This window comes from Citrobacter sp. HN-141 (assembly GCF_033341895.1).
GTDB lineage: Bacteria > Pseudomonadota > Gammaproteobacteria > Enterobacterales > Enterobacteriaceae > Citrobacter.
In genome coordinates, this window is the sequence record NZ_JAWPBF010000024.1 from 1 (window position 1) to 21299 (window position 21299).

General features: G+C 49.5%; 23 protein-coding genes, 1 pseudogene and 1 riboswitch. Of the genes and pseudogenes, 13 read left to right on the top strand and 11 right to left on the bottom strand.

Features of this window, described 5'->3' with window-relative positions:
• From RYZ59_RS24845 to RYZ59_RS21820, 4 genes are all read left to right on the top strand, one after another.
• A partial coding sequence (locus RYZ59_RS24845; protein WP_071528444.1) for an IS1 family transposase occupies positions 1-61 on the top strand: 61 nt, incomplete at its 5' end.
• Positions 62-171: 110 nt separating this feature from the next.
• Positions 172-720 carry a response regulator transcription factor gene (locus tag RYZ59_RS21810; RefSeq protein ID WP_318050684.1) on the top strand — a complete coding sequence of 183 codons (549 nt, stop codon included), beginning with the start codon at positions 172-174 and terminating at the stop codon, positions 718-720.
• 30 nt (positions 721-750) lie between these two features.
• Entirely contained in the window at positions 751-2970 is a 2220-nt protein-coding gene (locus RYZ59_RS21815; RefSeq protein WP_318050685.1) for an IpaD/SipD/SspD family type III secretion system needle tip protein, read from the top strand.
• Positions 2971-2979: 9 nt separating this feature from the next.
• Positions 2980-3186 carry a hypothetical protein gene (locus RYZ59_RS21820; RefSeq protein WP_318050688.1) on the top strand — a complete coding sequence of 69 codons (207 nt, stop codon included), beginning with the start codon at positions 2980-2982 and terminating at the stop codon, positions 3184-3186.
• A 65-nt stretch (positions 3187-3251) separates the two neighbouring features.
• Here RYZ59_RS21820 and RYZ59_RS21825 read toward each other — a convergent pair whose 3' ends face one another.
• From RYZ59_RS21825 to RYZ59_RS21840, 3 genes and pseudogenes are all read right to left on the bottom strand, one after another.
• On the bottom strand, positions 3252-4619 hold the full coding sequence (locus RYZ59_RS21825; RefSeq protein ID WP_318050690.1) for an MFS transporter: 1368 nt from the start codon (positions 4617-4619) through the stop codon (positions 3252-3254).
• A gap of 751 nt (positions 4620-5370) precedes the next feature.
• On the bottom strand, positions 5371-5778 hold the full coding sequence (locus RYZ59_RS21835; RefSeq protein WP_202038430.1) for a hypothetical protein: 408 nt from the start codon (positions 5776-5778) through the stop codon (positions 5371-5373).
• A 167-nt stretch (positions 5779-5945) separates the two neighbouring features.
• Positions 5946-6068: pseudogene (locus RYZ59_RS21840) on the bottom strand (hypothetical protein); the annotation flags it as partial.
• A 226-nt stretch (positions 6069-6294) separates the two neighbouring features.
• On the opposite strand from RYZ59_RS21840, the gene kdgR reads away from it, so the two are divergent.
• Positions 6295-7086 (top strand): DNA-binding transcriptional regulator KdgR, encoded by a 792-nt coding sequence (gene kdgR / locus RYZ59_RS21845; protein WP_137381626.1) that lies wholly within the window; start codon positions 6295-6297, stop codon positions 7084-7086.
• A gap of 105 nt (positions 7087-7191) precedes the next feature.
• Here the strand turns inward: kdgR and RYZ59_RS21850 are convergent, their stop codons facing one another.
• The gene (locus tag RYZ59_RS21850; protein WP_061068061.1) at positions 7192-7431 is read right to left on the bottom strand and encodes a YobH family protein; all 240 of its coding nucleotides are present in this window, start codon (positions 7429-7431) and stop codon (positions 7192-7194) included.
• 164 nt (positions 7432-7595) lie between these two features.
• On the opposite strand from RYZ59_RS21850, the gene mgrB reads away from it, so the two are divergent.
• The 6 genes from mgrB to rlmA all read left to right on the top strand — a co-directional run bounded on the left by mgrB (position 7596) and on the right by rlmA (position 11941).
• Positions 7596-7739: a PhoP/PhoQ regulator MgrB gene (gene mgrB, locus RYZ59_RS21855; protein WP_202038431.1), complete on the top strand. Its 144-nt coding sequence runs from the start codon at positions 7596-7598 to the stop codon at positions 7737-7739.
• Positions 7740-7813: 74 nt separating this feature from the next.
• Entirely contained in the window at positions 7814-8098 is a 285-nt protein-coding gene (locus RYZ59_RS21860; RefSeq protein WP_318050694.1) for a YebO family protein, read from the top strand.
• A gap of 639 nt (positions 8099-8737) precedes the next feature.
• Positions 8738-8881 (top strand): DUF2627 domain-containing protein, encoded by a 144-nt coding sequence (locus RYZ59_RS21865; RefSeq protein ID WP_003034983.1) that lies wholly within the window; start codon positions 8738-8740, stop codon positions 8879-8881.
• A gap of 12 nt (positions 8882-8893) precedes the next feature.
• Positions 8894-9103, top strand: coding sequence for a transcription antiterminator/RNA stability regulator CspE (gene cspE, locus RYZ59_RS21870; protein ID WP_001062678.1), 210 nt, complete (start codon positions 8894-8896; stop codon positions 9101-9103).
• A gap of 219 nt (positions 9104-9322) precedes the next feature.
• The gene (gene ftsI / locus RYZ59_RS21875) at positions 9323-11068 is read left to right on the top strand and encodes a peptidoglycan glycosyltransferase FtsI (RefSeq protein ID WP_318050696.1); all 1746 of its coding nucleotides are present in this window, start codon (positions 9323-9325) and stop codon (positions 11066-11068) included.
• 63 nt (positions 11069-11131) lie between these two features.
• Positions 11132-11941, top strand: a complete 810-nt coding sequence (gene rlmA, locus RYZ59_RS21880) for a 23S rRNA (guanine(745)-N(1))-methyltransferase (RefSeq protein WP_318050698.1) — start codon at positions 11132-11134, stop codon at positions 11939-11941.
• Here rlmA and mntP read toward each other — a convergent pair.
• The 5 genes from mntP to manX all read right to left on the bottom strand — a co-directional run bounded on the left by mntP (position 11938) and on the right by manX (position 16140).
• Positions 11938-12504: a manganese efflux pump MntP gene (gene mntP / locus RYZ59_RS21885; RefSeq protein ID WP_115602405.1), complete on the bottom strand. Its 567-nt coding sequence runs from the start codon at positions 12502-12504 to the stop codon at positions 11938-11940. The genes rlmA and mntP overlap by 4 nt on opposite strands.
• 6 nt (positions 12505-12510) lie before the next feature.
• A riboswitch (yybP-ykoY riboswitch) is annotated at positions 12511-12739 on the bottom strand.
• 196 nt (positions 12740-12935) lie between these two features.
• Positions 12936-13394: a DUF986 family protein gene (locus tag RYZ59_RS21890; protein WP_137381631.1), complete on the bottom strand. Its 459-nt coding sequence runs from the start codon at positions 13392-13394 to the stop codon at positions 12936-12938.
• Between the two features lie 60 nt (positions 13395-13454).
• Entirely contained in the window at positions 13455-14306 is an 852-nt protein-coding gene (locus tag RYZ59_RS21895; protein WP_003833769.1) for a PTS mannose transporter subunit IID, read from the bottom strand.
• Positions 14307-14318: 12 nt separating this feature from the next.
• Entirely contained in the window at positions 14319-15119 is an 801-nt protein-coding gene (locus RYZ59_RS21900; protein WP_005122174.1) for a PTS mannose/fructose/sorbose transporter subunit IIC, read from the bottom strand.
• Positions 15120-15177: 58 nt separating this feature from the next.
• Complete coding sequence (gene manX, locus RYZ59_RS21905) at positions 15178-16140, bottom strand: PTS mannose transporter subunit IIAB (protein ID WP_005122176.1); 963 nt, start codon at positions 16138-16140, stop codon at positions 15178-15180.
• 315 nt (positions 16141-16455) lie between these two features.
• Between manX and RYZ59_RS24850 the strand changes: the two genes are divergently transcribed.
• Both RYZ59_RS24850 and yoaE read left to right on the top strand, forming a co-directional pair.
• Positions 16456-16614 (top strand): protein YoaL, encoded by a 159-nt coding sequence (locus RYZ59_RS24850; RefSeq protein ID WP_411961761.1) that lies wholly within the window; start codon positions 16456-16458, stop codon positions 16612-16614.
• On the top strand, positions 16602-18161 hold the full coding sequence (gene yoaE / locus RYZ59_RS21910; RefSeq protein ID WP_318050704.1) for a CNNM family cation transport protein YoaE: 1560 nt from the start codon (positions 16602-16604) through the stop codon (positions 18159-18161). The genes RYZ59_RS24850 and yoaE overlap by 13 nt, the downstream gene beginning before the upstream one ends.
• Before the next feature lie 6 nt (positions 18162-18167).
• Here the strand turns inward: yoaE and RYZ59_RS21915 are convergent, their stop codons facing one another.
• Together RYZ59_RS21915 and sdaA are read right to left on the bottom strand one after the other, a co-directional pair.
• A complete protein-coding gene (locus RYZ59_RS21915; protein WP_202038437.1) occupies positions 18168-19769 on the bottom strand; it encodes an EAL domain-containing protein in 1602 nt (533 codons plus the stop codon).
• A gap of 130 nt (positions 19770-19899) precedes the next feature.
• Positions 19900-21264: an L-serine ammonia-lyase gene (gene sdaA, locus RYZ59_RS21920; RefSeq protein WP_202038438.1), complete on the bottom strand. Its 1365-nt coding sequence runs from the start codon at positions 21262-21264 to the stop codon at positions 19900-19902.
• Positions 21265-21299 lie beyond the last annotated feature (35 nt).

A 21299-nucleotide genomic window follows, 5' to 3' on the forward strand; every position in this document is an offset into this window, starting at 1 on the left:
ATCGGTGGAGCTGCATGACAAAGTCATCGGGCATTATCTGAACATAAAACACTATCAATAAGTTGGAGTCATTACCCGGTTGCCAGTGATGAACCGATTGTTATTACAGGATTACGTAGCCTGCTTGTTGGGTATGCGGATATTGCATTTGTAACACATTCGCGGAATGAATTGATTCGCACGTTATCAGACAAGCGCAATGATAAAAATTTAGTTCTGATTGTTGATGTATCTTTTGACTGTGAAAACAGTAATGATGCCAGTCACTATATCTCGAGAATTCAAAAGATAGCACCGGAACTCAAGCTGATTGCGCTGGTAAGTGAACACTACACGTTGACTCCCACGCTCCGGCGTCTTCGGGCGTCAGGGGTGCACGCGTTAATAAGCAAGAAAGATGATTTGGAACGTTGCCTGCCAAAAGCGTTATCCGATTTGGCGGCAAAGCGTTTTTATATTTCTCCGCGGATCCAACAGACGGATATAACTACTGATTATGCTCAACAGCAGTCCCAGTTAACCTCGCGAGAACTCGAAATTATTCGCCTGTATGCACGAGGCATGCGGGTAAAAGAGATTGCAAACCTTCTCAAGCGTTCAGTCTGTACCGTCGCGGTACATAAGCACAACGCGATGCAGAAACTTGCAATTACCAGCAACATACAATTGCTTCATTATGTGCAATCCCAGGATACGCTTGCCGGGATGCCAGGTAACTAAAACGTTGCACACCTTTCAGGGAAAGATACGATGTCTACCAGTGTCACAACAGCAGGACAACTTTCATTTTCAACGCTACGTACAACCACGAATGCGGTTTCTTCATCGCCTGAGGCGCTACCAGCGTCGACAACTGCCGACGCAGAAGAAACGGGCACACGCCGCCAGCAGGTGATTGATATATTGGCAGAAAAGCTTTCTGTTTATTCTGAACAATATCAGCAACTCCTCAATAAAGGGCTCCTTATCGATACCACCCCTGCGCAGAATATGTTGAAGTCCTCTCTTTCTCAGCTCACGAATATCGGTGCTACAAGCCAGGATAATTCGGGAGAAACGGCAGAAGACTCCGCTGACGTTAAGCTGAGTTGGGATATCACTTTTGACAAAAACATGGATAAGGATGGTGACGGTAAGATTGACGGTGATATCGACTACAGCACTTTTACCTGGTCAAATGACAACGATCACGGTGATGGGAGCAATTTTCCCGAGAGTGACTGGGAAATTTATGCAAATATCAGTACTGAACTTCGTGGACTGCAAACGGGTTATATGGATGTATATACCGATCTTGCTAACCAAAGCGTTGAATTTCTCAATGATGTTAACAGCTTTAAATCACTGATGGTGACATTTATCTCCAGCGATGAAGATAAAATGAAAATTGATATTGCTGGTGTGAATGATGCGCTTGACGCCATAATTTATGGATGGGGGATATATGATGCCGATGGTAATCTCAACCTGGCCCCCATTAACCCTGAAACGAGTGCTGGCCCTTTTCCTGAACGCGGTCCTGTCGCTATTCGTGGGTTAGATGCGCAGGGGGTCTATTATTGGGCGGATCAGCTGGAGCTATCCGATCAGCTTACTATCACAACCCATATAGAAGCGGGCACTGATGGGAAAATGAGTGTGAATACGGGTGATCCTGCGGATGATATTGACAATGTAACGGTGGTTGATTCGGTTGCTAACCCTAACCCTGATGAACCGCCAAAAGCGGACTGCCGGCTTTATTTGGTGGCGGAGGCTGATGGTACTTATACTTTATATGTCTATCCGGATCTTCAGCCCATCAAGGATGCTAAGGACGCAACGCTTGCTCTACTGGGGGAAGTAGGAAGTGCAGGAACAACACCTGCGGGTGAGACACCGACAAATGCGGAGGTACCCAGTTACGATTCTCATTATTACGGAAACCAGCCTTACATGCGTTCATATGATGCTAAGGGTGCACAAGATATAAACAATCCAAGCCATCTTACTAACGACTATTTTGTCATTCCCACAACAAAAGATTTAAAAGTTGTGCCTGATTCTGAACTTAAAGATAAAGGTTATACGTTTCCGGAGGGTTATACGTTGGTAACATCGACAGATACTAAAGATTATCATGAATATGATTGCTTTTTGGTACCAACAAATAAGCTAACGTACCGTGACGGGGCTTACCATGTCACGGAAGATATTGTTCTTGAAACTGAAACATATAATATGGGTGGTAACGGTCCAACTAATGGTGGTGAAGCAGCCAATATTTATGTTAGTGATGTTGCTGATTGGGATTTTAATGCCCACGGAGTTCAGGCATCTCCACCGTATGAATATCGAGAGAATGTTGGAAGTGCCTATCAAGAAGAGAGCATTGAACCGCCTTATTTAAATAAAGGTGACAGAGACCTTAGATATACTGGAAATGATGGTAAGGAGAAGTCATATACTGTTCTGGCAGCTACCGAGGACATGGTTATTGTACCCATTAGCGAATTGAGTGCGAAAGAGTTTTATATACCAGATGGTTATACATTGATAACATCAACGGACACTGAAGATTATCATGAATATGATTGTTTTTTAATTCCAACTGATATGTTAAATCCGCCCAAAACTAATAGTGAAGCTGGTGATAGTAATGCTAGTGTGCATCTTACAGAAAGTGTTGTTGTTATGGACAAGGCATATGACATGAATGGGAAGGGAGGGGATCAAGCGAATATTTATGTTTCTCCTGCTTCGACCTGGGATTTTGAGGCACACGGTGCAGATGAAATAGCTTCTATCAGTAGCAGTATGTTCAACGAGTGGGAAAACTCAATGAACACGATGTCCAGTACGGTAGAGAGTCAGTCGCAAGTTATGTCAGAAAAATTAAGCCAGGCGAATACCATCTACAATAACCTGACCAAAGTCTTGTCGTCGACGATAGAAGCTCTATTGGAAACTGAAAAAGAGTTCTTTAAATAGGAAGTGATCATGAGTGATATGACCATCAGCACAACGCCTGTTTCCGCAGATTATGCTGCTTCAGCAGAAGACCTTGACCCAACAGCGAATTTGACGGATGAGCAGCGTAAATTGATGCAGCTAGCCACGTCAGGATTTAGTCTGGAGTTTTTTTCAGATTGTATTATGGGCGATACCGACGATCCGTCCAATCCTATGTACCAACCGGAGTGGTGACATCGGCACTGTTACGCGAATAATAAATGATGCCAGGCCCGGCGAAGTGTTGCCGGGCCTGGCGTTTATGCGCGTGGCTGCGTGATACGCAGGCCGCTCACTATGGCGGCAACCGTTGCCAGTACACCCGCGGTTATCAGTGACATATGTGTTCCGCTGTCACCAAACTGATTGAGCATTAACGCCACCAGTGCCGCGCCGGTACTCTGCCCTAACAAGCGCGCCGTCCCTAGCATACCACTCGCCCCGCCGCTGCGCTCACGCGGCGCAGAGGTGATGATGGTGTGGTTATTCGGTGACTGGAACAAGCCAAAACCCGCACCGCATAAAATCATCGGCCAGATGATATTAAAATCAGAAGGAGTCGCAGGCAGTATCACCAGCGAAAATAACCCGCTTGCCATGACGGCCATACCCAGCGCACCTAAAAGACCCGCATGAACGCGTTCAATCAGATAACCAGCCAGCGGTGCCATCACCATGGTGGCCAGTGGCCATGGGGTCAGTAGTAGTCCTGTTTCGACTTCGCTACGACCCAGTATGGTTTGCAAAAAGAAGGGCAGGGAAACCATCGCCAGCATTTGCGCACTGAATGAACAGATTGACGTACAAATTGAGAGTGAAAACAGCGGAATGCGCAGCAGATCAACCGGTAGTAATGGTACTGGCAGTGCGAGCTGGCGACGGATAAAGAAGAAACCTACCACGATGAGACCTACGAGCTCAGCACCAATTAACTTAAGCGATTGCCCTTGCGCGAACCCACTGAGTGCAGTAATTAACAAGCCAAACGTTAGCGCATTCATCACCGCACTGGGCAGGTCAAAGCGCGGTTTATTGCTACGCGGTGTATTAGGTGGCAGGAAGCGCATGGCCAGCAGCAGCGCGATAATCCCCAGCGGGACGTTAATCAGAAACAACCATTTCCACGAGGCAATCGAGAGGATCGCTGCTGCAATAGTCGGGCCTGCTGCTGAGGAAACCGCTACGATAAAGGAGTTGATCCCCATGCCTCGTCCAAGCTGACGTTGCGGATAAATCAGGCGAATGAGTGCGGTATTCACGCTCATCAAGGCCGCGCCGCCAAACCCCTGGGCCACGCGCGCCAGTGTGAGCATGTGCAGCGAATCGGAAAGGGCACAGAAAAGTGATGCGAGCAGAAATACCACCAGTCCGCACTTGTATATGCGACGGTAGCCAAACATATCACCCAAAAATGAGAGTGACAGGAGTGATACGACAATCGCGATTTGGTAGGCGTTAACGACCCAGATTGAGCTGGCCGCGGAGGCCTGAAGATCGGTGGCAATCGTCGGCAGGGCAACGTTAGCAATTGCGCCATCCAGTACTGCCATAGAGATGCCAATAACAATGGTTAAAATTGCACCATATCGCTGGGGCAATGGCAGGCCATCGGCCTGAATTTTTTCCATAGGAAGTCAATTTTGTCGGAAATTATGATGAGAATAATAATTTTAGCATTGATATTCAGGCGTTAGGTCGCAGATTTGTAACTAAGTGAGCAAAGACAGATTGCGACGGCTGGTTCGTGAAATTGTAATAAAACGGGTTCTGATTTTTATAAAACACTCGCAATGAGGTGGTAAATAGCTATCGCGCTCAGGATAAATAACCCGATTATCTCTCTTCCGTGCTGAAGGTTTTTGGCATCCTGCAGGCGCAGGGTGATGAGTGCGAAATTGGTATTCTCCCATGTGAAAAAGAATAAACGCTCCGAAGACGAAGATGTCACCAAAGAGGGATAGTTTTGTGCTCCGATGGGTGCGATATGTCCACCGAAGTGGTTGTAGCTGCAGGCTCAGGTTACCAGTATGAGGCCCTTGTGACATTCCTGATGGGTGTATGCCGTAGATGTATAAAAAGAAAACCTCCTTGACCTCAGTTTCAACGCTGGAGTATTAGAGGTTTTTTCACATCTGCTCTCTGGTTAAATTTCTCTCTTAACCAGACAATACGATGATCGATGGATCGAGTGCTGGCGATGTTCTGCACCAACTTTGGAAGAATGAACGTGAGTCAGCCAGCGTTCGATTTCACCTTTGTGTCAAATACACCATTAATGAAGACGGTCAGTCCTTCCTGTATCGCGTAGCCGTATTTCCCGAACAACGGAAACATCCTCTTCATTGGGGATTGTCTGCACCTCGAGGGGACTTTCCTTCATTACTTCACTGCGGTGACAGCTGCACAGTTTTTGCTTACCCAAAACTGAGCGGCCATAGCTTGCCAGGACTCAGGTGCAAGAGGTAGGCCTTGTGCATTGATAGCTTTAAACATGTCATCTTCTGTATCTGACACTGACTGCTGGAAGAACAGCGCATAGTCAGTGGCCAGATCGCCAGGAGATGGGTTATAACCGCCAGGGCGCATTCTCGCTGTTATGTCTACATACTTTTTGAGTGACAACTCCATCACCTGAGCAGTGTTGTCAGCGATCATTGTGTTGGCAATATACCCACATTGCGCGATGTTCTGCACCTGCTGGTATTCACCATACTGCACACCCACTGCATGAGCAGCACCAGAGAACGAAGCCATCAATGCCATGACAGCCAAAATTTTAGTTTTCATCGTTTGGAACAACCTCAGAGTCCAGAACGTTGAAAGAGCTGTGTCCAGATAAGCCAACGTTCAAATAATAGTCGTGGAAGTGTGCGTTATGAACGCAGATACGATCTTGGTTAGCGTCAATAAACTGTTCTTTTAAAGTGTCAGCTTTGACAGAAATGACAGCGCTGATTAATGATCAGCCCGAAACTGGCCGCGGAGGCCTGAAGATCGGTGGCAATCGTCGGCAGGGCAACGTTAGCAATTGCGCCGTCCAGTACTGCTATAGAGATGCCAATAACAATGGTTAAAATTGCACCCTATCGCTGGGGCAATGGCAGGCCATCGGCCTGAATTTTTTCCATAGGAAGTCAATTTTGTCGGAAATTATGATGAGAATAATAATTTTAGCATTGATATTCAGGCGTTAGGTCGCAGATTTGTAACTAAGTGAGCAAAGACAGATTGCGACGGCTGGTACGTGAAATTATAATAAAAACCGGTTCTGATTTTTATAAAACACTCGCAATGAGGTGGTAAATGGCTATCGCAGATCTGGATAAACAACCCGATTCTGTATCTTCCGTGCTGAAGGTTTTTGGCATCCTGCAGGCGCTGGGTGAAGAGCGCGAAATTGGTATTACCGAATTGTCACAACGCGTCATGATGTCGAAAAGCACCGTTTATCGCTTTTTGCAGACCATGAAAACGCTGGGTTATGTGGCACAAGAAGGCGAGTCTGAGAAATATTCCCTGACCCTGAAACTATTTGAGCTGGGCGCGCGTGCGTTACAGAACGTTGATCTGATCCGTAGCGCGGACATCCAGATGCGCGAACTTTCGCGTCTGACCAAGGAAACTGTACACCTCGGTGCGTTGGATGAAGACAGCATTGTCTACATCCATAAAATCGACTCGATGTACAATTTGCGCATGTATTCCCGCGTCGGTCGTCGTAATCCGCTGTACAGCACCGCCATTGGTAAAGTGCTGCTGGCATGGCGCGACCGCGAAGAAGTGAAGGAAATTCTTGACGGCATCGAGTACAAACGTAGTACAGATCGTACCATCACGAACACCGATGAGTTGCTGGTATTACTGGATAAAGTTCGTGAGCAGGGCTATGGCGAAGACAACGAAGAGCAGGAAGAAGGACTGCGCTGTATCGGGGTACCGGTGTTTGATCGTTTCGGCGTGGTCATTGCGGGTCTGAGCATCTCATTCCCGACGCTGCGTTTTTCTGAAGAACGTTTGCACGAATATGTCGAAATGCTGCATACCGCAGCGCGTAAGATTTCAGAGCAAATGGGTTATAACGATTACCCGTTCTGATTTTAACGTGTTGCGATACGCGAAAACCCGATACAGCGTATCGGGTTTTTTTATGACCTGTCGTCGTAGCCGGGGCAAATAACGTACTGACTTTTTGCTGTTATATTAACCGTTATCGATAACGACGGTGCTTTTCCTCAACAGGGGACAATCTGACAGGCCAATGATGCCGCTGTTGGTATGGACGTATTGCGCGGTGCTGGTCCCGCGGGCGGTCAGATATTGACATTGCAGGCCCAGACCTGCTGCAGTCTCCTTACTGCCTATCAAAACGCCGTAGCCACTCAGTAATAAACCGATCCAAACCAGAGCGAGCAACACAATAGCGCGGATAATCAGACGCATTACAACCTCTTATCTTTTCTCGTTATTATTAGATTAGCCTGTACATGGGATGAAACAAGTGAATCATTCCTAAAAACATTTAATGCCGTTACAGTTAACTTAGGGTTTAGGTAACTCATGATAATTTATCAACATAAGCTGTAGATTCGGAGAGTGGAGTTGGAGTGAAAAAAATTCGATGGGTGGTCCTGATAGTTGTCGTGCTGGTATGCATGCTGATGTGGGCGCAGGTGTTCAACATCATGTGCGATCAGGACGTACAATTTTTCAGCGGAATTTGCGCCATCAATAAATTTATTCCCTGGTAAGCGCATTTCAGTAACAGTTGATTACCTTCTCGTGCGGCAATGGTAAACTACGCTGTCTACATTGAGGTGGTGAAATGAACGAAGTTTTGAATTCTGGCGCGTTGAGTTTTGCGTCTTTAGTGGTATCGGTGGTGGTTCTGGTTGTCGGGCTTGTATTGTGGTTTTTCATCAATCGGGCAAGTTCGCGAACTAACGAGCAGATTGAACTGCTTGAGGCGTTGTTGGATCAGCAAAAACGACAGAACGCATTGCTCCGTCGTCTTTGTGAAGCTAACGAACCGGAAAAAGCAGAAGAGCCTGCTGCGGTGCCAACTCAGGATGAAGATGATGACATCATTCGCCTGGTAGCCGAACGGTAGTAAACAGAAAGACAGGGTGAGAGTCTGTAGATGCTATTCTCAGATGCTTCATCCTGTCGTCAACGATATCAGATTATTTTCTTCTGCAACAATCCGGCAATTACTGCGCTGGCACACGTGGAACCTGCGCTTTTCCAGATGCTCTGACCAATTAATATCTTATCTCTGGTTCGACATAAATATAATTATCCATAGATTAATAATATGATTGTGTCATTTTTGTGATACCGATCGTTTTATTATCAGCGAAACGTTTCTCTTACTTTTTTTTGTGCATTGTCATCATTCTTTCATTATTTTGGTGCAAAACCAGAATGCCGATCTCATTTTTATGCTTGTGATATTTTATGCATTACTAAGCATAAAAAATGATATCCGGCAGAGGCTGTGACAGATAACCTGGAACAGTTCAACTTGATGAGCTATGGTAGAAAAGTCCCTGCTACGGTGCAGGCCAGCCGGGGCAAGGGGAGAGAGGCGAGGATATATCTCTACTTGGTCTGGCGCATAACTGTGCAGTTGTTGTTTGATGAACTGCGGGATTTGTGCGACCGATCGAGACACGTTTAAAAATGGCTTGCCATTATTAACGTTGTATGTGATAACACGGTTTGGGTTAAACGAGGTACAGTTCTGTTTATGTGTGGCATTTTCAGTAAAGAAGTCCTGAGTAAACACGTTGACGTTGAATACCGCTTCTCTGCCGAACCTTATATTAGTGCCTCAAGCAGTAATGTCTCAGTTTTATCTATGTTATGCCTGCGGGCGAAGAAAATACTCTAAGGAATTTTGCAAATGGCAAAGATTAAAGGTCAAGTTAAGTGGTTCAACGAGTCTAAAGGTTTTGGTTTCATTACTCCGGCTGATGGCAGCAAAGACGTGTTCGTACACTTCTCCGCTATCCAGGGTAACGGCTTCAAAACTCTGGCTGAAGGCCAGAACGTTGAGTTCGAAATTCAGGACGGCCAGAAAGGTCCGGCTGCTGTTAACGTAACAGCTATCTGATCGATACCACTGATTTGAAGCGCTCAGGCGCAACCAATTCAGATATAAAGCCTCGCTTATGCGGGGCTTTTTAATTCAAATTACGTCAAAATATTTCTGAATGCCTCCCTATTAGCGCTTTGTTGCAAAGGCGTGATGTTCGTAGCATTGTTTTCCCCGCTTTCTCCCGGCAATTCCCGTTAAATCAGTCACCTGAAAAACTATCTTGCTGGAGCCCCGGTGAAAAAGAAAAACGACGGCGATGCGCGCAATTTTACTCCCGTACGTTTTGCCCTGCTTTGTGTGGCAATACTGTTGAGTCTGGGATTGTTGCTTGGTCGGGTTGCGTGGTTACAAATCGTCACCCCAACGAGTCTGGTCAAGCAGGAGGATATGCGTTCGTTACGTGAAGTCACAATCGCCTCACCACGCGGGATGATTACCGACAGAGAAGGACGTCCCCTCGCGGTAAGCGTGCCGGTGAATGCAGTTTGGGCCGATCCCAAGACCATTATTAGCAAGGGGGGCGTGGGTTATAACGAACGTTGGCAAGCACTGGCCAGAACCCTGCATCTGTCACTCAGTTCACTGGCGGAACGTGTAAACAGTAACCCTGCTGGACGTTTTATCTATCTGGCACGACAGATTTCTCCACAGCAGGCAGAGTGGGTTGATGATCTGAATCTCCCGGGGATCAATTTGCGCGAAGAATCCCGCCGTTTCTATCCCGCAGGTCATGTGGCGGCGAATCTCATCGGCTTTACCAACATTGATGGACAAGGTATTGAAGGCCTGGAGAAAAGTTTCAACAGCCAGTTGATGGGTAAACCCGGCTCTCGTCTTGTGCGCAAAGACAAGTTCGGGCATGTGATTGAAAATATCACGGAAGTGATGCCGGTCCCCGCGCACGAATTGCAGCTCAGTATTGATGAGCGTTTGCAGACGGTGACTGAAGATGCGCTGGACAATGCCGTGACATGGAATAAAGCGGATTCTGGTGCGGCGGTGCTGGTAAGTATTGCCACCGGTGAAATCCTGTCGATGGCGAGTTTTCCCGATTTTAACCCTAATAACCGCGAAGGCGCGGTACTGGATGATTTCCGCAACCGTGCAATTAGTGACACCTTTGAACCTGGCTCAACCGTCAAACCATTAGTGATCATGACCGCTCTCCAGCAGGGGATTGTGCAGCCTGACAGCGTGATTGATACCCACCCCTTTAATGTTGATGGCCATCGTATCCGCGACGTCGGGTTTTACCCTGAGCTGTCGCTTACCGGTATTTTGCAGAAATCGAGCGATACCGGTGTGTCGCACCTTTCGCTGGCAATGCCGGTGCAGAAACTGCTGGATACCTATAAAAGCTTTGGCTTCGGCGATCCAACCGGTTTAGGCCTCACCGGAGAAAGTAGCGGCTTAATGCCTCAGCGACGTTACTGGAGCGATTTGGACCGCGCGACCTTTGCATTCGGCTACGGGTTAATGGTGACACCGCTCCAACTGGCACATGTCTATGCCACTATCGGCAGTTTTGGCGTCTACCGACCGCTTTCAATTACCCGTATCGACCCACCGGTGATAGGAACCCGCGTAATGCCAGAGGCGCTGGTGCATCAGGTTGAACATATGATGGAGAGCGTTGCGCTACCCGGCGGCGGTGGGACCAAGGCTGCGGTGAGGGATTATCGTGTTGCGGTGAAAACCGGGACGGCAAAAAAAATAGGCGATGACGGTAAGTACGTCGATAAATACGTGGCGTATACGGCAGGGGTTGCCCCTGCCAGTGATCCGAAATTCGCGCTGGTCGTGGTGATAAATAACCCACAAAACGGCGCTTACTACGGCGGTGCAGTATCGGCCCCGGTGTTCAGCCAGATAATGGGTGATGTCCTGCGTCTGGAAAACGTGAAACCCGACGGGATGCCAGCCGATTCAGGCCATCTGCTGGTGATGCACGGCAGTAGCCTGGCCTCGCCGTCGCTGTAAGTTATTTTCGCGGGGCGCAAATCGCGTTACACTTGCGCCCTTAAATCACCAGCCGGAGTTGTCATGTCGTTTTCCTGTCCCCTTTGCCATCAGCCTCTTACTCAAGCGAATAACAGTTTTGTGTGCCCTGGACGGCATCAGTTTGACGTGGCGAAAGAGGGATATGTCAACCTGATGCCGGTTCAGCATAAGCGGTCGCGCGATCCGGGTGACAGTGCGGAAATGATGCAGGCTCGCCGGGCATTTCTGGATGCCGGGCACTATCAACCGCTGCGTGATGCGATTGTGAATGTACTCAGCGAGACGCTGGGAACAAACGAGGCGTCGATTCTGGATATCGGCTGTGGGGAAGGGTACTACACCCACGCTTTCGCGGATGCGATAGCGGGCTGTACAACCTTTGGCCTTGATGTCTCCAAAGTAGCAATTAAAGCCGCGGCCCGGCGCTATCCGCAGGTAACCTTTTGCGTTGCCTCCAGCCATCGTCTGCCGTTTGCCGATGCGTCAATGGACGCCATTATCAGGATCTACGCCCCCTGCAAAGCGCAAGAGCTGGCCCGCGTGGTAAAACCGGGTGGATGGGTCATCACCGCCACGCCGGGTCCGCGTCATTTGCTGGAGCTGAAAGGGCTGATTTATGATGAGGTGCGTTTACATGCGCCACACACAGAGCAACTGGACGGTTTTGTTCTGCAACAGAGTATTGCGCTGGGGTATCAGATGCAGCTTCAGGGCAGCGAGGCCGTTGCGTTATTGCAAATGACGCCGTTCGCCTGGCGGGCAAAGCCGGAAGTGTGGGAAACGTTAGCGGGGAAAACGAAGTTTGACTGCCAGACTGACTTTAGTATTCATATCTGGCAGCGCCTGAATTAACCGTGGAAGTGTGCCCAGAGGATCTGGGCGCCGATACCAATCAGTACCACCCCGCCTAAAATTTCCGCACGTTTGCCCAGCATCGGGCCTATGAAACGACCGATCATCATCCCGAGAGTAGACATAATCAACGTGGCGCAGCCGATGGCCAGCGCAGTGGCAATAATGTTGACCTGCAGGAAAGCCAGACCGACCCCGACGGCCATCGCGTCCAGACTGGTCGCAATGGCGGTGGTGACCAGCAGCCAGAAACCGTGACGGCGCTGCGGCTCTTCATCTTCATCATCGTTGTCACGAAAGCCTTCGATTATCATTCGGCCGCCTAAAAAGATCAGCAGAATGAAGGCGATCCAGTGGTTCCACTCCAGCACGAATTTGCTGGCAAGCATGCCCATTCCCCAGCCAATCAGTGGCGTAAGGGTCTCGACTGCGCCAAAGATAAGGCCGGTACGCAGAGCTTCAGAGAATTTTGGCTTATGTAAGGTGGCGCCTTTGCCAATTGATGCCGCGAAAGCATCCATCGACATGCCGAAAGCGAGAAGAACAGTTGCGGTGATATTCATAACAGCGTCCTGACCGGGGTATTCCATAAAACACATCACTGCCCCCAGTAACCATGCACACTGAGCGGACCCACTGTCTATACAGAGCCATTCAAATATGCATTGCAGTTGATGTGCCTATGGTCTCGCCTGACTAAACGTGATGTTCAGTCCGTACGTGCCACGTTTTTCAACGAGTATGTTGACACGTACATTTCCGGAGTCTGGAAATCGGCTACTCCCCAACGACGGGCGCAACCTTAACATATTTTTGGAATATAAAACAAGAAACGCAGAAATATTATTTGACTTCTAAATGAAAACAATTTTCATTTAGATTTATTTATAGATAAAACGTTAAATTAAATAACATGTGGGAGGGGGGATATAGCCTTAGCTATGTTTGTTTTTCACTGAGATATAAAAAACATAGTTCAGGCTATATTTGTAATCTATTGATTTGAAATGAGAAGTTTATATATCTTCTCCAGGTCGTCTATATTTCGTACGCGAATAAGCAATCGTCTCTGTTCTAATTGCATCACCAGTACACCATCTTCTGATAAATTCATCTCTTTAATCCGGTTATATTCAATCCAGACATTGGCGAAGAAAAAACCTTTTTGTTTGAAAATAATTTTGGGCGTACGGATCCAGAACAGATACAACCCCATTAACACCAGTGCACATAATAACCATGTGGTGAATTGTGCTCCGTGGCTGGTGATGTTGTTGTAGATCAGAATAACAATCAAACCGATGAAGATAACGCTGTCGACTCGACTGCGTGGAAGCAGGGCAACAGTCAGTAGAGTGGGGCCATTACGGCGGGGCATGATGAACTGATCGTAAATGGCATACGCCAGCAGCGATAAGATAAAAAGAACCAGCACCAGGTCCGTGATAGTCATGAATCCTCAACCCTCTAAATAGAAAAACCGGGGGCAAGCCCCCGGTGATGTACAACAGTCTTACAGGCCGAGCAGGCCGACAGCGTAGCCCGCGATACCGATGACGAAGAAGCCAACGATAATCCACAGCGGGTTCACTTTTTTACGCAGAAGCCACATGCAGGCGAAGGTTAGCAGCAGAGGAACCAGGCCCGGCATCAGCTGGTCAAGGATTGTCTGCACGGTGGTCACGCGTGTCTGGCCATCCTGACCGGTGATAGTGGAAACCACCAGCGGGATGTTTACGTGCGTCCACTTGTTAACCAAGGCCCCCATAACAAACAGGCCGAGGATTGACGCCCCCTCAGTCAGTTTCTGCAGGAAGCCGCCGCCCATATCTTTAACGATATCGACACCTTTACGGTAGCCGTAGGCCACACCGTAATAGCGGGTTGCCAGACGTACCAGGTTGAACAGGATAAAGAACAGCAGTGGCCCAAGCAGGCTACCGCTCATTGCGATACCCGCGCCGAGCGCGGCAAAAACCGGACGCACTGTACCCCAGAATATCGGGTCACCCACGCCTGCCAGCGGCCCCATCAGACCCACTTTGATACCGTTGATGGCACCATCGTCAATCTCTGCGCCGTTTGCACGTTGTTCTTCCATCGCCAGCGTAACGCCCAGTACTGGAGCCGCTACATAGGGATGGGTGTTAAAGAATTCCAGGTGACGCTTAATAGCCTGCTTACGTGCGTCGTTGTTTTCCGGGTACAAGCGGCGGATAGCCGGCACCATGGAGAAACAGAAACCCAGCGCCTGCATACGTTCGAAGTTCCATGAACCCTGAAACAGGTTAGAACGAATGAACACGCCACGAATGTCACTCGGAGTGAGTTTTTTCTCGGTGGTAGTTTTAGTCATATCAACCATTTCGCTCACCTGCTAGTCCAGTTCGTTATCAAGATCGTTGTTACCCGCCGCCTGTACTGGCGCACCGGCTACGCGGTTATATTTCGGGCTCAACTGAATGTAGAGGATGGCCATTACGGCACCAATCACACCCAGAGCAACCAGGTTGAAGTTAGTAAATGCCGCGGTGACGAAGCCAAGGTAGAAGAACGGCATCAGGTAGCCTGCGCGCATCATATTGATGACCATCGCATAACCGACCACGACGATCATGCCACCCGCAATATTCAGGCCGCCGGTAACGACTTCCGGAATCGCGTTCAGCATGCTCTGAACTTCACTGGTACCGACAGAAATCGCTACGATTACCGCTGGGATAGCAATACGCATAGCCTGCAGGAACAGGGAGGACACGTGCAGCCAGGAGAGCGCCGTCAGGTTGCCGTTTTCGGCCGCCTTATCCGCCGCGTGCTGGAAGGCTACGGTGATGGTACGAACGATAATGGTCAGAACCTGGCCTGCTGCTGCCAGCGGGATAGCCAGCGCGATACCAGCACCGATACTTTGGTGACCGGCAATAACCAGAACGGTAGAGATAATGGAAGCCAGCGCGGCATCAGGCGCAACCGCAGCACCGATGTTCATCCAGCCCAGAGCGATCATTTCCAGGGTACCACCGATGATAATACCGGTTTTCATATCCCCGAGAACGGCACCAATCAGCGTACAGGCCACCAATGGACGGTGGAACTGAAATTCATCGAGTACCGACTCCATACCCGCGATACATGCGACGATGAACACCAGCACAATCTGAAGAGTGGTAATCTCCATTGTACTTCTCCTATTGCTATACAGACTTAAGTGTGAAAACTAAGTAAATGCCAGGTGGTTATTTCGCCTTGGCAATCAAATCCATCATTTTCAGTTTCTGATCGGTAGAAACCTTACGGGCTTCGAGTTCAATACCGCGTTCGTTGAGTTTCTTGAAGGCTTCGATGTCTTTTTCATCCACCGAAATCGCGTTGTTTACCTGCGTTTTACCCTGGCGGAATGCCATGCCGCCAATGTTAACAGAGGTAATTTTTACGCCACCTTCAACGATGCGTTCTACATCGGTAGGGTTGGTGAACAGCAGCATTACACGCTCACCGGCGTATTTCGGGTTGTTATAGACGCGGATCATTTTCGCGACATCAACCACGTGTGCTGTAACGCCTGGCGGTGCGACCTGGGTCAGCAACGTTTTACGCACGGTATCAGCGGCGACTTCATCGCTGACGACAATAATGCGCGTTACGTTGGTTTCTTTGGTCCAGCGGGTTGCCACCTGACCGTGGATTAAACGGTCATCGATACGCGCGAGGCCGATCTGCATATAGTCGTTCGGGCCCATCGGTTTCGCGGGTGCCGCTGCCTTAGGTGCTGCGACGGGGGCAGGTGCGGCTTTTTCAACAGGTTTTGCTTTCAGTGCTTTTACGCCTTCGCTACCCGTTTCAACCGCCAGTGCGACTAATTCATCGAAGCTGGGGTTGTCGTCACGCGCCATGAAGGTTTCGACCAGCATGGGAATGTTCACGCCTGCGATAACTTCGTAATGCTCTTTATCGACGACAATGCGGCTCGCAGCGTTAAACGGGCTGCCTCCCCATGTGTCAACGAGAAACAGCACGCCTTTACTGGTATCCAGTTTTGCCAACTGAGCGTTATACTTTTCAATCAGCGTTTCGGCATTTTCGCCTGGAACGAAATCGATCCAGCCGACGTTTTCCTGCTCGCCTAACAACATCTCTGCTGTTTTAAGTAACTGCTCTGCAGCCCAACCATGTGTGCCTATTACAATAGCAATGGTCACTTGCTACCTCCTTTATTATCGTTAACACATCAACGTGAAGATGCATTTTGAATCGCTCGTCCGCAATCGAATCGATTCAGATAAGGGTTACAAAGAAAAACCTATGATTTTCGTGAATTATTTTAGATATCGAAAAAAATATTTTATGTGATGAAGATCCGTAATTTAACTTCCGATCATAAGAAATTTCGAAGGGTGAAATATCTCCGAAACAACTTATTGCAAAGGAAGGTAAATCTTTGCTAAAAACCGGTTGTCTCTGTTATGTTTAGCATCTGTTTAATTACTCAGGAGTATAGGGCAGTAGCCCACCATATGGATCGTCACCGACGTCATTTCACCATCAGGCCGCTTTGCGCCTGCCAGATTGGCACTTTTTGCCACAAATTTTCTCTGCATATCGCTTTAACGCCTGAGATGTTCAGGGCGCAGTTTGGTCATTCCTTAAGCAGGAGCTTGTCATGGAACTCTTAATGGACCCGCAGATTTGGGTGGGTTTGCTCACGCTTGTCGTTCTCGAAATTGTTTTGGGTATCGATAACCTGGTCTTCATTGCGATCCTGGCTGATAAGCTGCCGCCGAAACAGCGAGATAAAGCGCGTTTAATCGGTTTGTCACTGGCGCTGATTATGCGTCTGGGCTTGTTGTCCGTGATTTCGTGGATGGTAACGCTGACGAAACCGCTGTTTACGGTAATGGACTATGCGTTCTCAGGGCGCGATCTGATTATGCTGCTGGGGGGTATCTTCCTCTTGTTCAAGGCTACGACAGAGCTGCATGAGCGGCTGGAAAACCGTGAACATGATACCGGCCAGACAAAAGGCTATGCGAGTTTCTGGGTCGTGGTGACGCAGATTGTTATCCTCGATGCGGTGTTCTCGCTGGATGCGGTCATTACTGCAGTCGGTATGGTCAACCATCTGCCGGTGATGATGGCGGCGGTGGTTATTGCGATGGCGGTGATGCTGCTGGCGTCGAAGCCGCTGACGCGATTTGTGAACCAACATCCGACGGTGGTGGTGCTGTGTCTGAGCTTCCTGCTGATGATTGGTCTGAGCCTGGTTGCCGAAGGCTTTGGCTTCCATATTCCGAAAGGTTATCTGTACGCGGCGATTGGCTTCTCCATTATTATCGAACTGTTTAACCAGATTGCCCGTCGTAACTTTATTCGCCACCAGTCGACACTGCCGCTGCGTGCGCGTACTGCGGATGCAATCTTGCGTCTGATGGGCGGTAAACGTCAGGCCAGCGTGCAGATGGAATCTGACAATCAAGTGCCCGTACCGGTCCCGGAAGGCGCGTTTGTGGAAGAAGAGCGCTATATGATCAACGGTGTTCTCTCACTGGCATCCCGCTCATTACGCGGCATCATGACTCCACGTGGTGAAATTAGTTGGGTCGACGCCGATCTGAGCGTAGCGGAAATTCGCGAACAGTTGCTTTCTTCTCCACACAGCCTGTTCCCGGTGTGTCGTGGCGAGCTTGATGAAATAATCGGTATCGTGCGTGCTAAAGAGCTGCTGGTGGCGCTGGAAGACGGTGTGGATGTTGCAGCGATTGCGTCTGCCTTGCCGGCAATTGTCGTCCCGGAAACGCTGGACCCGATTAATCTGTTAGGCGTACTACGTCGTGCCCGCGGTAGTTTTGTCATCGTTACTAACGAATTTGGTGTGGTGCAGGGGCTGGTAACACCGCTGGACGTATTAGAAGCGATTGCGGGTGAGTTCCCGGATGCCGATGAAACCCCTGAAATCATTGCTGATGCCGGTGGCTGGTTGGTGAAAGGGGGAACCGACCTGCACGCGCTGCAACAGGCGCTGGACGTGGATACGCTGGTGGATGAGGACGAAGACATCGCCACCGTAGCAGGGCTGGTGATTGCGGCTAACGGTCACATCCCGCGTGTCGGTGATGTTATTGAGGTCGCACCGCTGAGCATTACGATTGTCGAAGCCAATGACTATCGTGTGGATTTAGTTCGCATTGTTAAAGAACAACCCGCTCACGACGAAGACGAGTAAACGGGGTTAGCGAAACGGCATAATGGGCATGATATGGCGCCCGTTATGCCTGGCGGGTGGTGGTGTACTGCCCGCCAGCCATTTGGGAAAATCGCGCAGCGGCATCGGCTTCGCATACAAAAAACCTTGCAATAAATGTACGCCATGACGGCGTAAATGCTGCGCCTGTGCCTGCGTTTCTACGCCTTCAGCCACCAGTTCGATATTCAGTCTTTTTCCCAGCGCGATAATGATGTCTGTGACGGTTGAATTCACGGCGTCGGTTCCGATCGCCGAAGTAAATGATTTATCAATTTTCAACACATCCGGGCGCAATTTTTCCAGCCAGGAGAGTGAACTGTTTCCGGTACCAAAATCGTCAATCGCCAGCTTAACGCCGAGGCGATTCAACTCGCGCACGATCCGATAATCCACATCCAGTAAGGCATCGCGTTCGGTCAATTCAATAACCAGTTGCTGGATGGGATGCTGGCTGAACCAGTACTGATTGAGGTCTTTTAACAGCGTACCGTGGCGGAAATGGCTGGCGGCAACATTGATACCGATATGAAACTGGCTACTCATCGGAAAAACGTGTCGTTGCTGAATGGTTTCTGCGATGACATGACGGGTAAGAGGGACAATCAGGTTGTGCTCTTCGGCGATAGGAATAAATACTTCCGGCGAAATCCAGCCCTGGCGTGGGTTGTTCCAGCGTAACAGAATTTCTACACCCATACATTGCTGGGTCTGCGCGTTCAGCAGTGGCTGACAAAACAACTCGAACTCGTGTGCCGCGAGAGCCAGATTAATCTCCCAGGAAAAACTCATCCTGCTGGCGGTTGCCAGCCAGGCAAGGTATCCCACCAACAGGCTCAGGATCACTGCCAGCGGTAGTTGTGTAGGCAGATGTTTCATCGCTAATTCACTGGCGCCTGGGCCGGTGACGCTGATCGTGAAGGGGAAATGTTGCGATGAAAGCTGATAACGTTTTTCATCGTTCAGTGCAGGCAAGGTCTCGACAACACCTTGTCCGTAGAGCAGGTGGCGGTTACCGACGGTTAAACTGGCGTTGGTGATTTGCGGTGGCTGGGGTTCCAGCAGCATGGTCGACAATAAATCAATATTGACGATTTCCAGCACCCCATTTTCGCCATCCGCGGAGGCCGGATACCACTGCGTCAGAATGGGGCTACCTTTAATCAGCGAATGGTCGGTGGACAACAGCAGTTGTGCCTCCCGGCTTGGTAATTCAGGTTGAATTTGGCGGATAGGCACATTGCGATAGCCAAAGATACTGGAGCAATAAAGAATCCCCCCCTGAATCAGACTGATGGAGCGCACTGTTTGTAGTCTGGCAGCATGCTTGCTCAAGGGTAAACGCGCCACCGAGCAGGGAAGACCAATCAACGGGAGCAGCATATCGCGCCCGGCCTGCAGTGGGAGCAGCACATCATCCAGTGCTTCAACGGCATGATTAGCAAAAGTGACGGTGTAACGGTGGTTTATATTACGCTCCGAAATAAATCGGACCGTTAATGTGAGGATGAGCGTCAGTAGTGCACATATTGTGCAGACGATTAAGCGATTACGGCGATAGTTTTGAATGATCCGTTGTGCTGTTTGCATGCGGGCCGCCCGATAAGCCGTTGGTCCCAGAAGCCAACAGCAACAGAGCAAGTGTAGTGGGGAAAATTACAGTAGACGAGCGAGAAGGGGTAAATTCGCCCATCCGTCGCAGATGGGCGAAAATTAAGTATTAGTCACACTGGACTTTGATTGCCAGGCCACCGCGTGATGTTTCGCGGTATTTGGCGTTCATATCTTTGCCTGTTTCGTACATGGTTTCGATGACTTTATCCAGCGAGACGCGCGGTGCGCTGGTACGACGCATCGCCATACGTGCGGCGTTAATCGCCTTCACGGACGCAATAGCGTTACGTTCGATGCACGGAACCTGCACTTGTCCGGCAACCGGGTCGCAGGTTAAGCCCAGGTTGTGCTCCATACCGATTTCGGCAGCAATACACACCTGTTCAGGGCTCGCGCCTAACAGTTCTGCCAGACCTGCAGCAGCCATGGAACATGCCACGCCGACTTCACCCTGGCAGCCTACTTCGGCGCCAGAGATAGAGGCGTTCATCTTGTACAACGCACCAATTGCCCCCGCCGCCAGGAAATAACGGGTGTAGATATCCGGGCTGACAGATTCAATAAAGTGATCGTAGTAAGCCAGAACGGCAGGCACGATCCCGCAGGCACCGTTAGTAGGTGCTGTTACTACGCGGCCACCTGCAGCGTTTTCTTCGTTAACGGCCAGCGCAAACATGTTCACCCAGTCGATCACGTTCATCGGATCGTTGGAGAGCTTGTCGCTGGAGACCAACATACGACGCAGGGCGGAGGCACGACGAGGAACGCGCAGCGGTCCAGGCAGAACGCCTTCGGTGTTCATCCCACGATCGATACAGGCCTGCATGGTTTGCCAGACGTTGCCAAAGTACTCTTCAATCTCTTTCTTGCTGTGCAGTGCGAGTTCGTTCTGCATCACCATGCCAGAGAGAGACAGACCGGTGCTGTTGCAGTATTCCAGCATTTCGGTCGCGGATTTGAACGGATAAGGTACGCTGACCTCATTCGCTGCATCCTGGCCAAAATGTTCTTCATCAACGATGAATCCACCGCCAATGGAATAGTACGTTTTGCTGTAAATAACGGTTTCGCCGTTGTACGCATGGATCTGCATTCCGTTTTCATGCAACGGCAAATTGCCGTTGTGAAAACGCATGCCGTCATTCTGTGGGAAATCCACTTCGTGTTGACCCTGCGCAAGCAGCAGGCGTCCACGTGCTTCTACATCGCGGATAAATCCGGGGATGCTGTCAATGTCAACGGTAGCAGGCTCATTGCCCGCCAGACCCATAATAATGGCGATATCGGTGTGGTGACCTTTACCCGTGAGCGACAGTGAACCATACACGTCGACGGCAACACGGGTAACGCTGTCCAGTAATCCTTTTTCGACCAGGTCATCGACGAACTGTTTACCCGCCTTCATAGGCCCTACGGTATGGGAAGATGAGGGACCAATCCCCACCTTAAACATGTCGAATAGACTAATCACGATAATACTCCTACAGGGCGACTGGGCTTTCCAGT

Bases quoted from the DNA above. Each gene is read 5' to 3' on its own strand.
- RYZ59_RS24850 (WP_411961761.1), top strand. From the start codon at position 16,456: ATGGATCGTCACCGACGTCATTTCACCATCAGGCCGCTTTGCGCCTGC.
- RYZ59_RS21820 (WP_318050688.1), top strand. From the start codon at position 2,980: ATGAGTGATATGACCATCAGCACAACGCCTGTTTCCGCAGATTATGCT.
- RYZ59_RS21815 (WP_318050685.1), top strand. From the start codon at position 751: ATGTCTACCAGTGTCACAACAGCAGGACAACTTTCATTTTCAACGCTA.
- RYZ59_RS21895 (WP_003833769.1), bottom strand. From the start codon at position 14,306: ATGGTTGATATGACTAAAACTACCACCGAGAAAAAACTCACTCCGAGT.
- yoaE (WP_318050704.1), top strand. From the start codon at position 16,602: ATGGAACTCTTAATGGACCCGCAGATTTGGGTGGGTTTGCTCACGCTT.
- RYZ59_RS21890 (WP_137381631.1), bottom strand. From the start codon at position 13,394: ATGACTATCACGGACCTGGTGCTGGTTCTTTTTATCTTATCGCTGCTG.
- RYZ59_RS21915 (WP_202038437.1), bottom strand. From the start codon at position 19,769: ATGCAAACAGCACAACGGATCATTCAAAACTATCGCCGTAATCGCTTA.
- rlmA (WP_318050698.1), top strand. From the start codon at position 11,132: ATGTCGTTTTCCTGTCCCCTTTGCCATCAGCCTCTTACTCAAGCGAAT.
- cspE (WP_001062678.1), top strand. From the start codon at position 8,894: ATGGCAAAGATTAAAGGTCAAGTTAAGTGGTTCAACGAGTCTAAAGGT.
- RYZ59_RS21825 (WP_318050690.1), bottom strand. From the start codon at position 4,619: ATGGAAAAAATTCAGGCCGATGGCCTGCCATTGCCCCAGCGATATGGT.
- kdgR (WP_137381626.1), top strand. From the start codon at position 6,295: ATGGCTATCGCAGATCTGGATAAACAACCCGATTCTGTATCTTCCGTG.
- RYZ59_RS21900 (WP_005122174.1), bottom strand. From the start codon at position 15,119: ATGGAGATTACCACTCTTCAGATTGTGCTGGTGTTCATCGTCGCATGT.
- RYZ59_RS21860 (WP_318050694.1), top strand. From the start codon at position 7,814: ATGAACGAAGTTTTGAATTCTGGCGCGTTGAGTTTTGCGTCTTTAGTG.
- RYZ59_RS21865 (WP_003034983.1), top strand. From the start codon at position 8,738: ATGTGTGGCATTTTCAGTAAAGAAGTCCTGAGTAAACACGTTGACGTT.
- mntP (WP_115602405.1), bottom strand. From the start codon at position 12,504: ATGAATATCACCGCAACTGTTCTTCTCGCTTTCGGCATGTCGATGGAT.
- RYZ59_RS21850 (WP_061068061.1), bottom strand. From the start codon at position 7,431: ATGCGTCTGATTATCCGCGCTATTGTGTTGCTCGCTCTGGTTTGGATC.
- RYZ59_RS21835 (WP_202038430.1), bottom strand. From the start codon at position 5,778: ATGAAAACTAAAATTTTGGCTGTCATGGCATTGATGGCTTCGTTCTCT.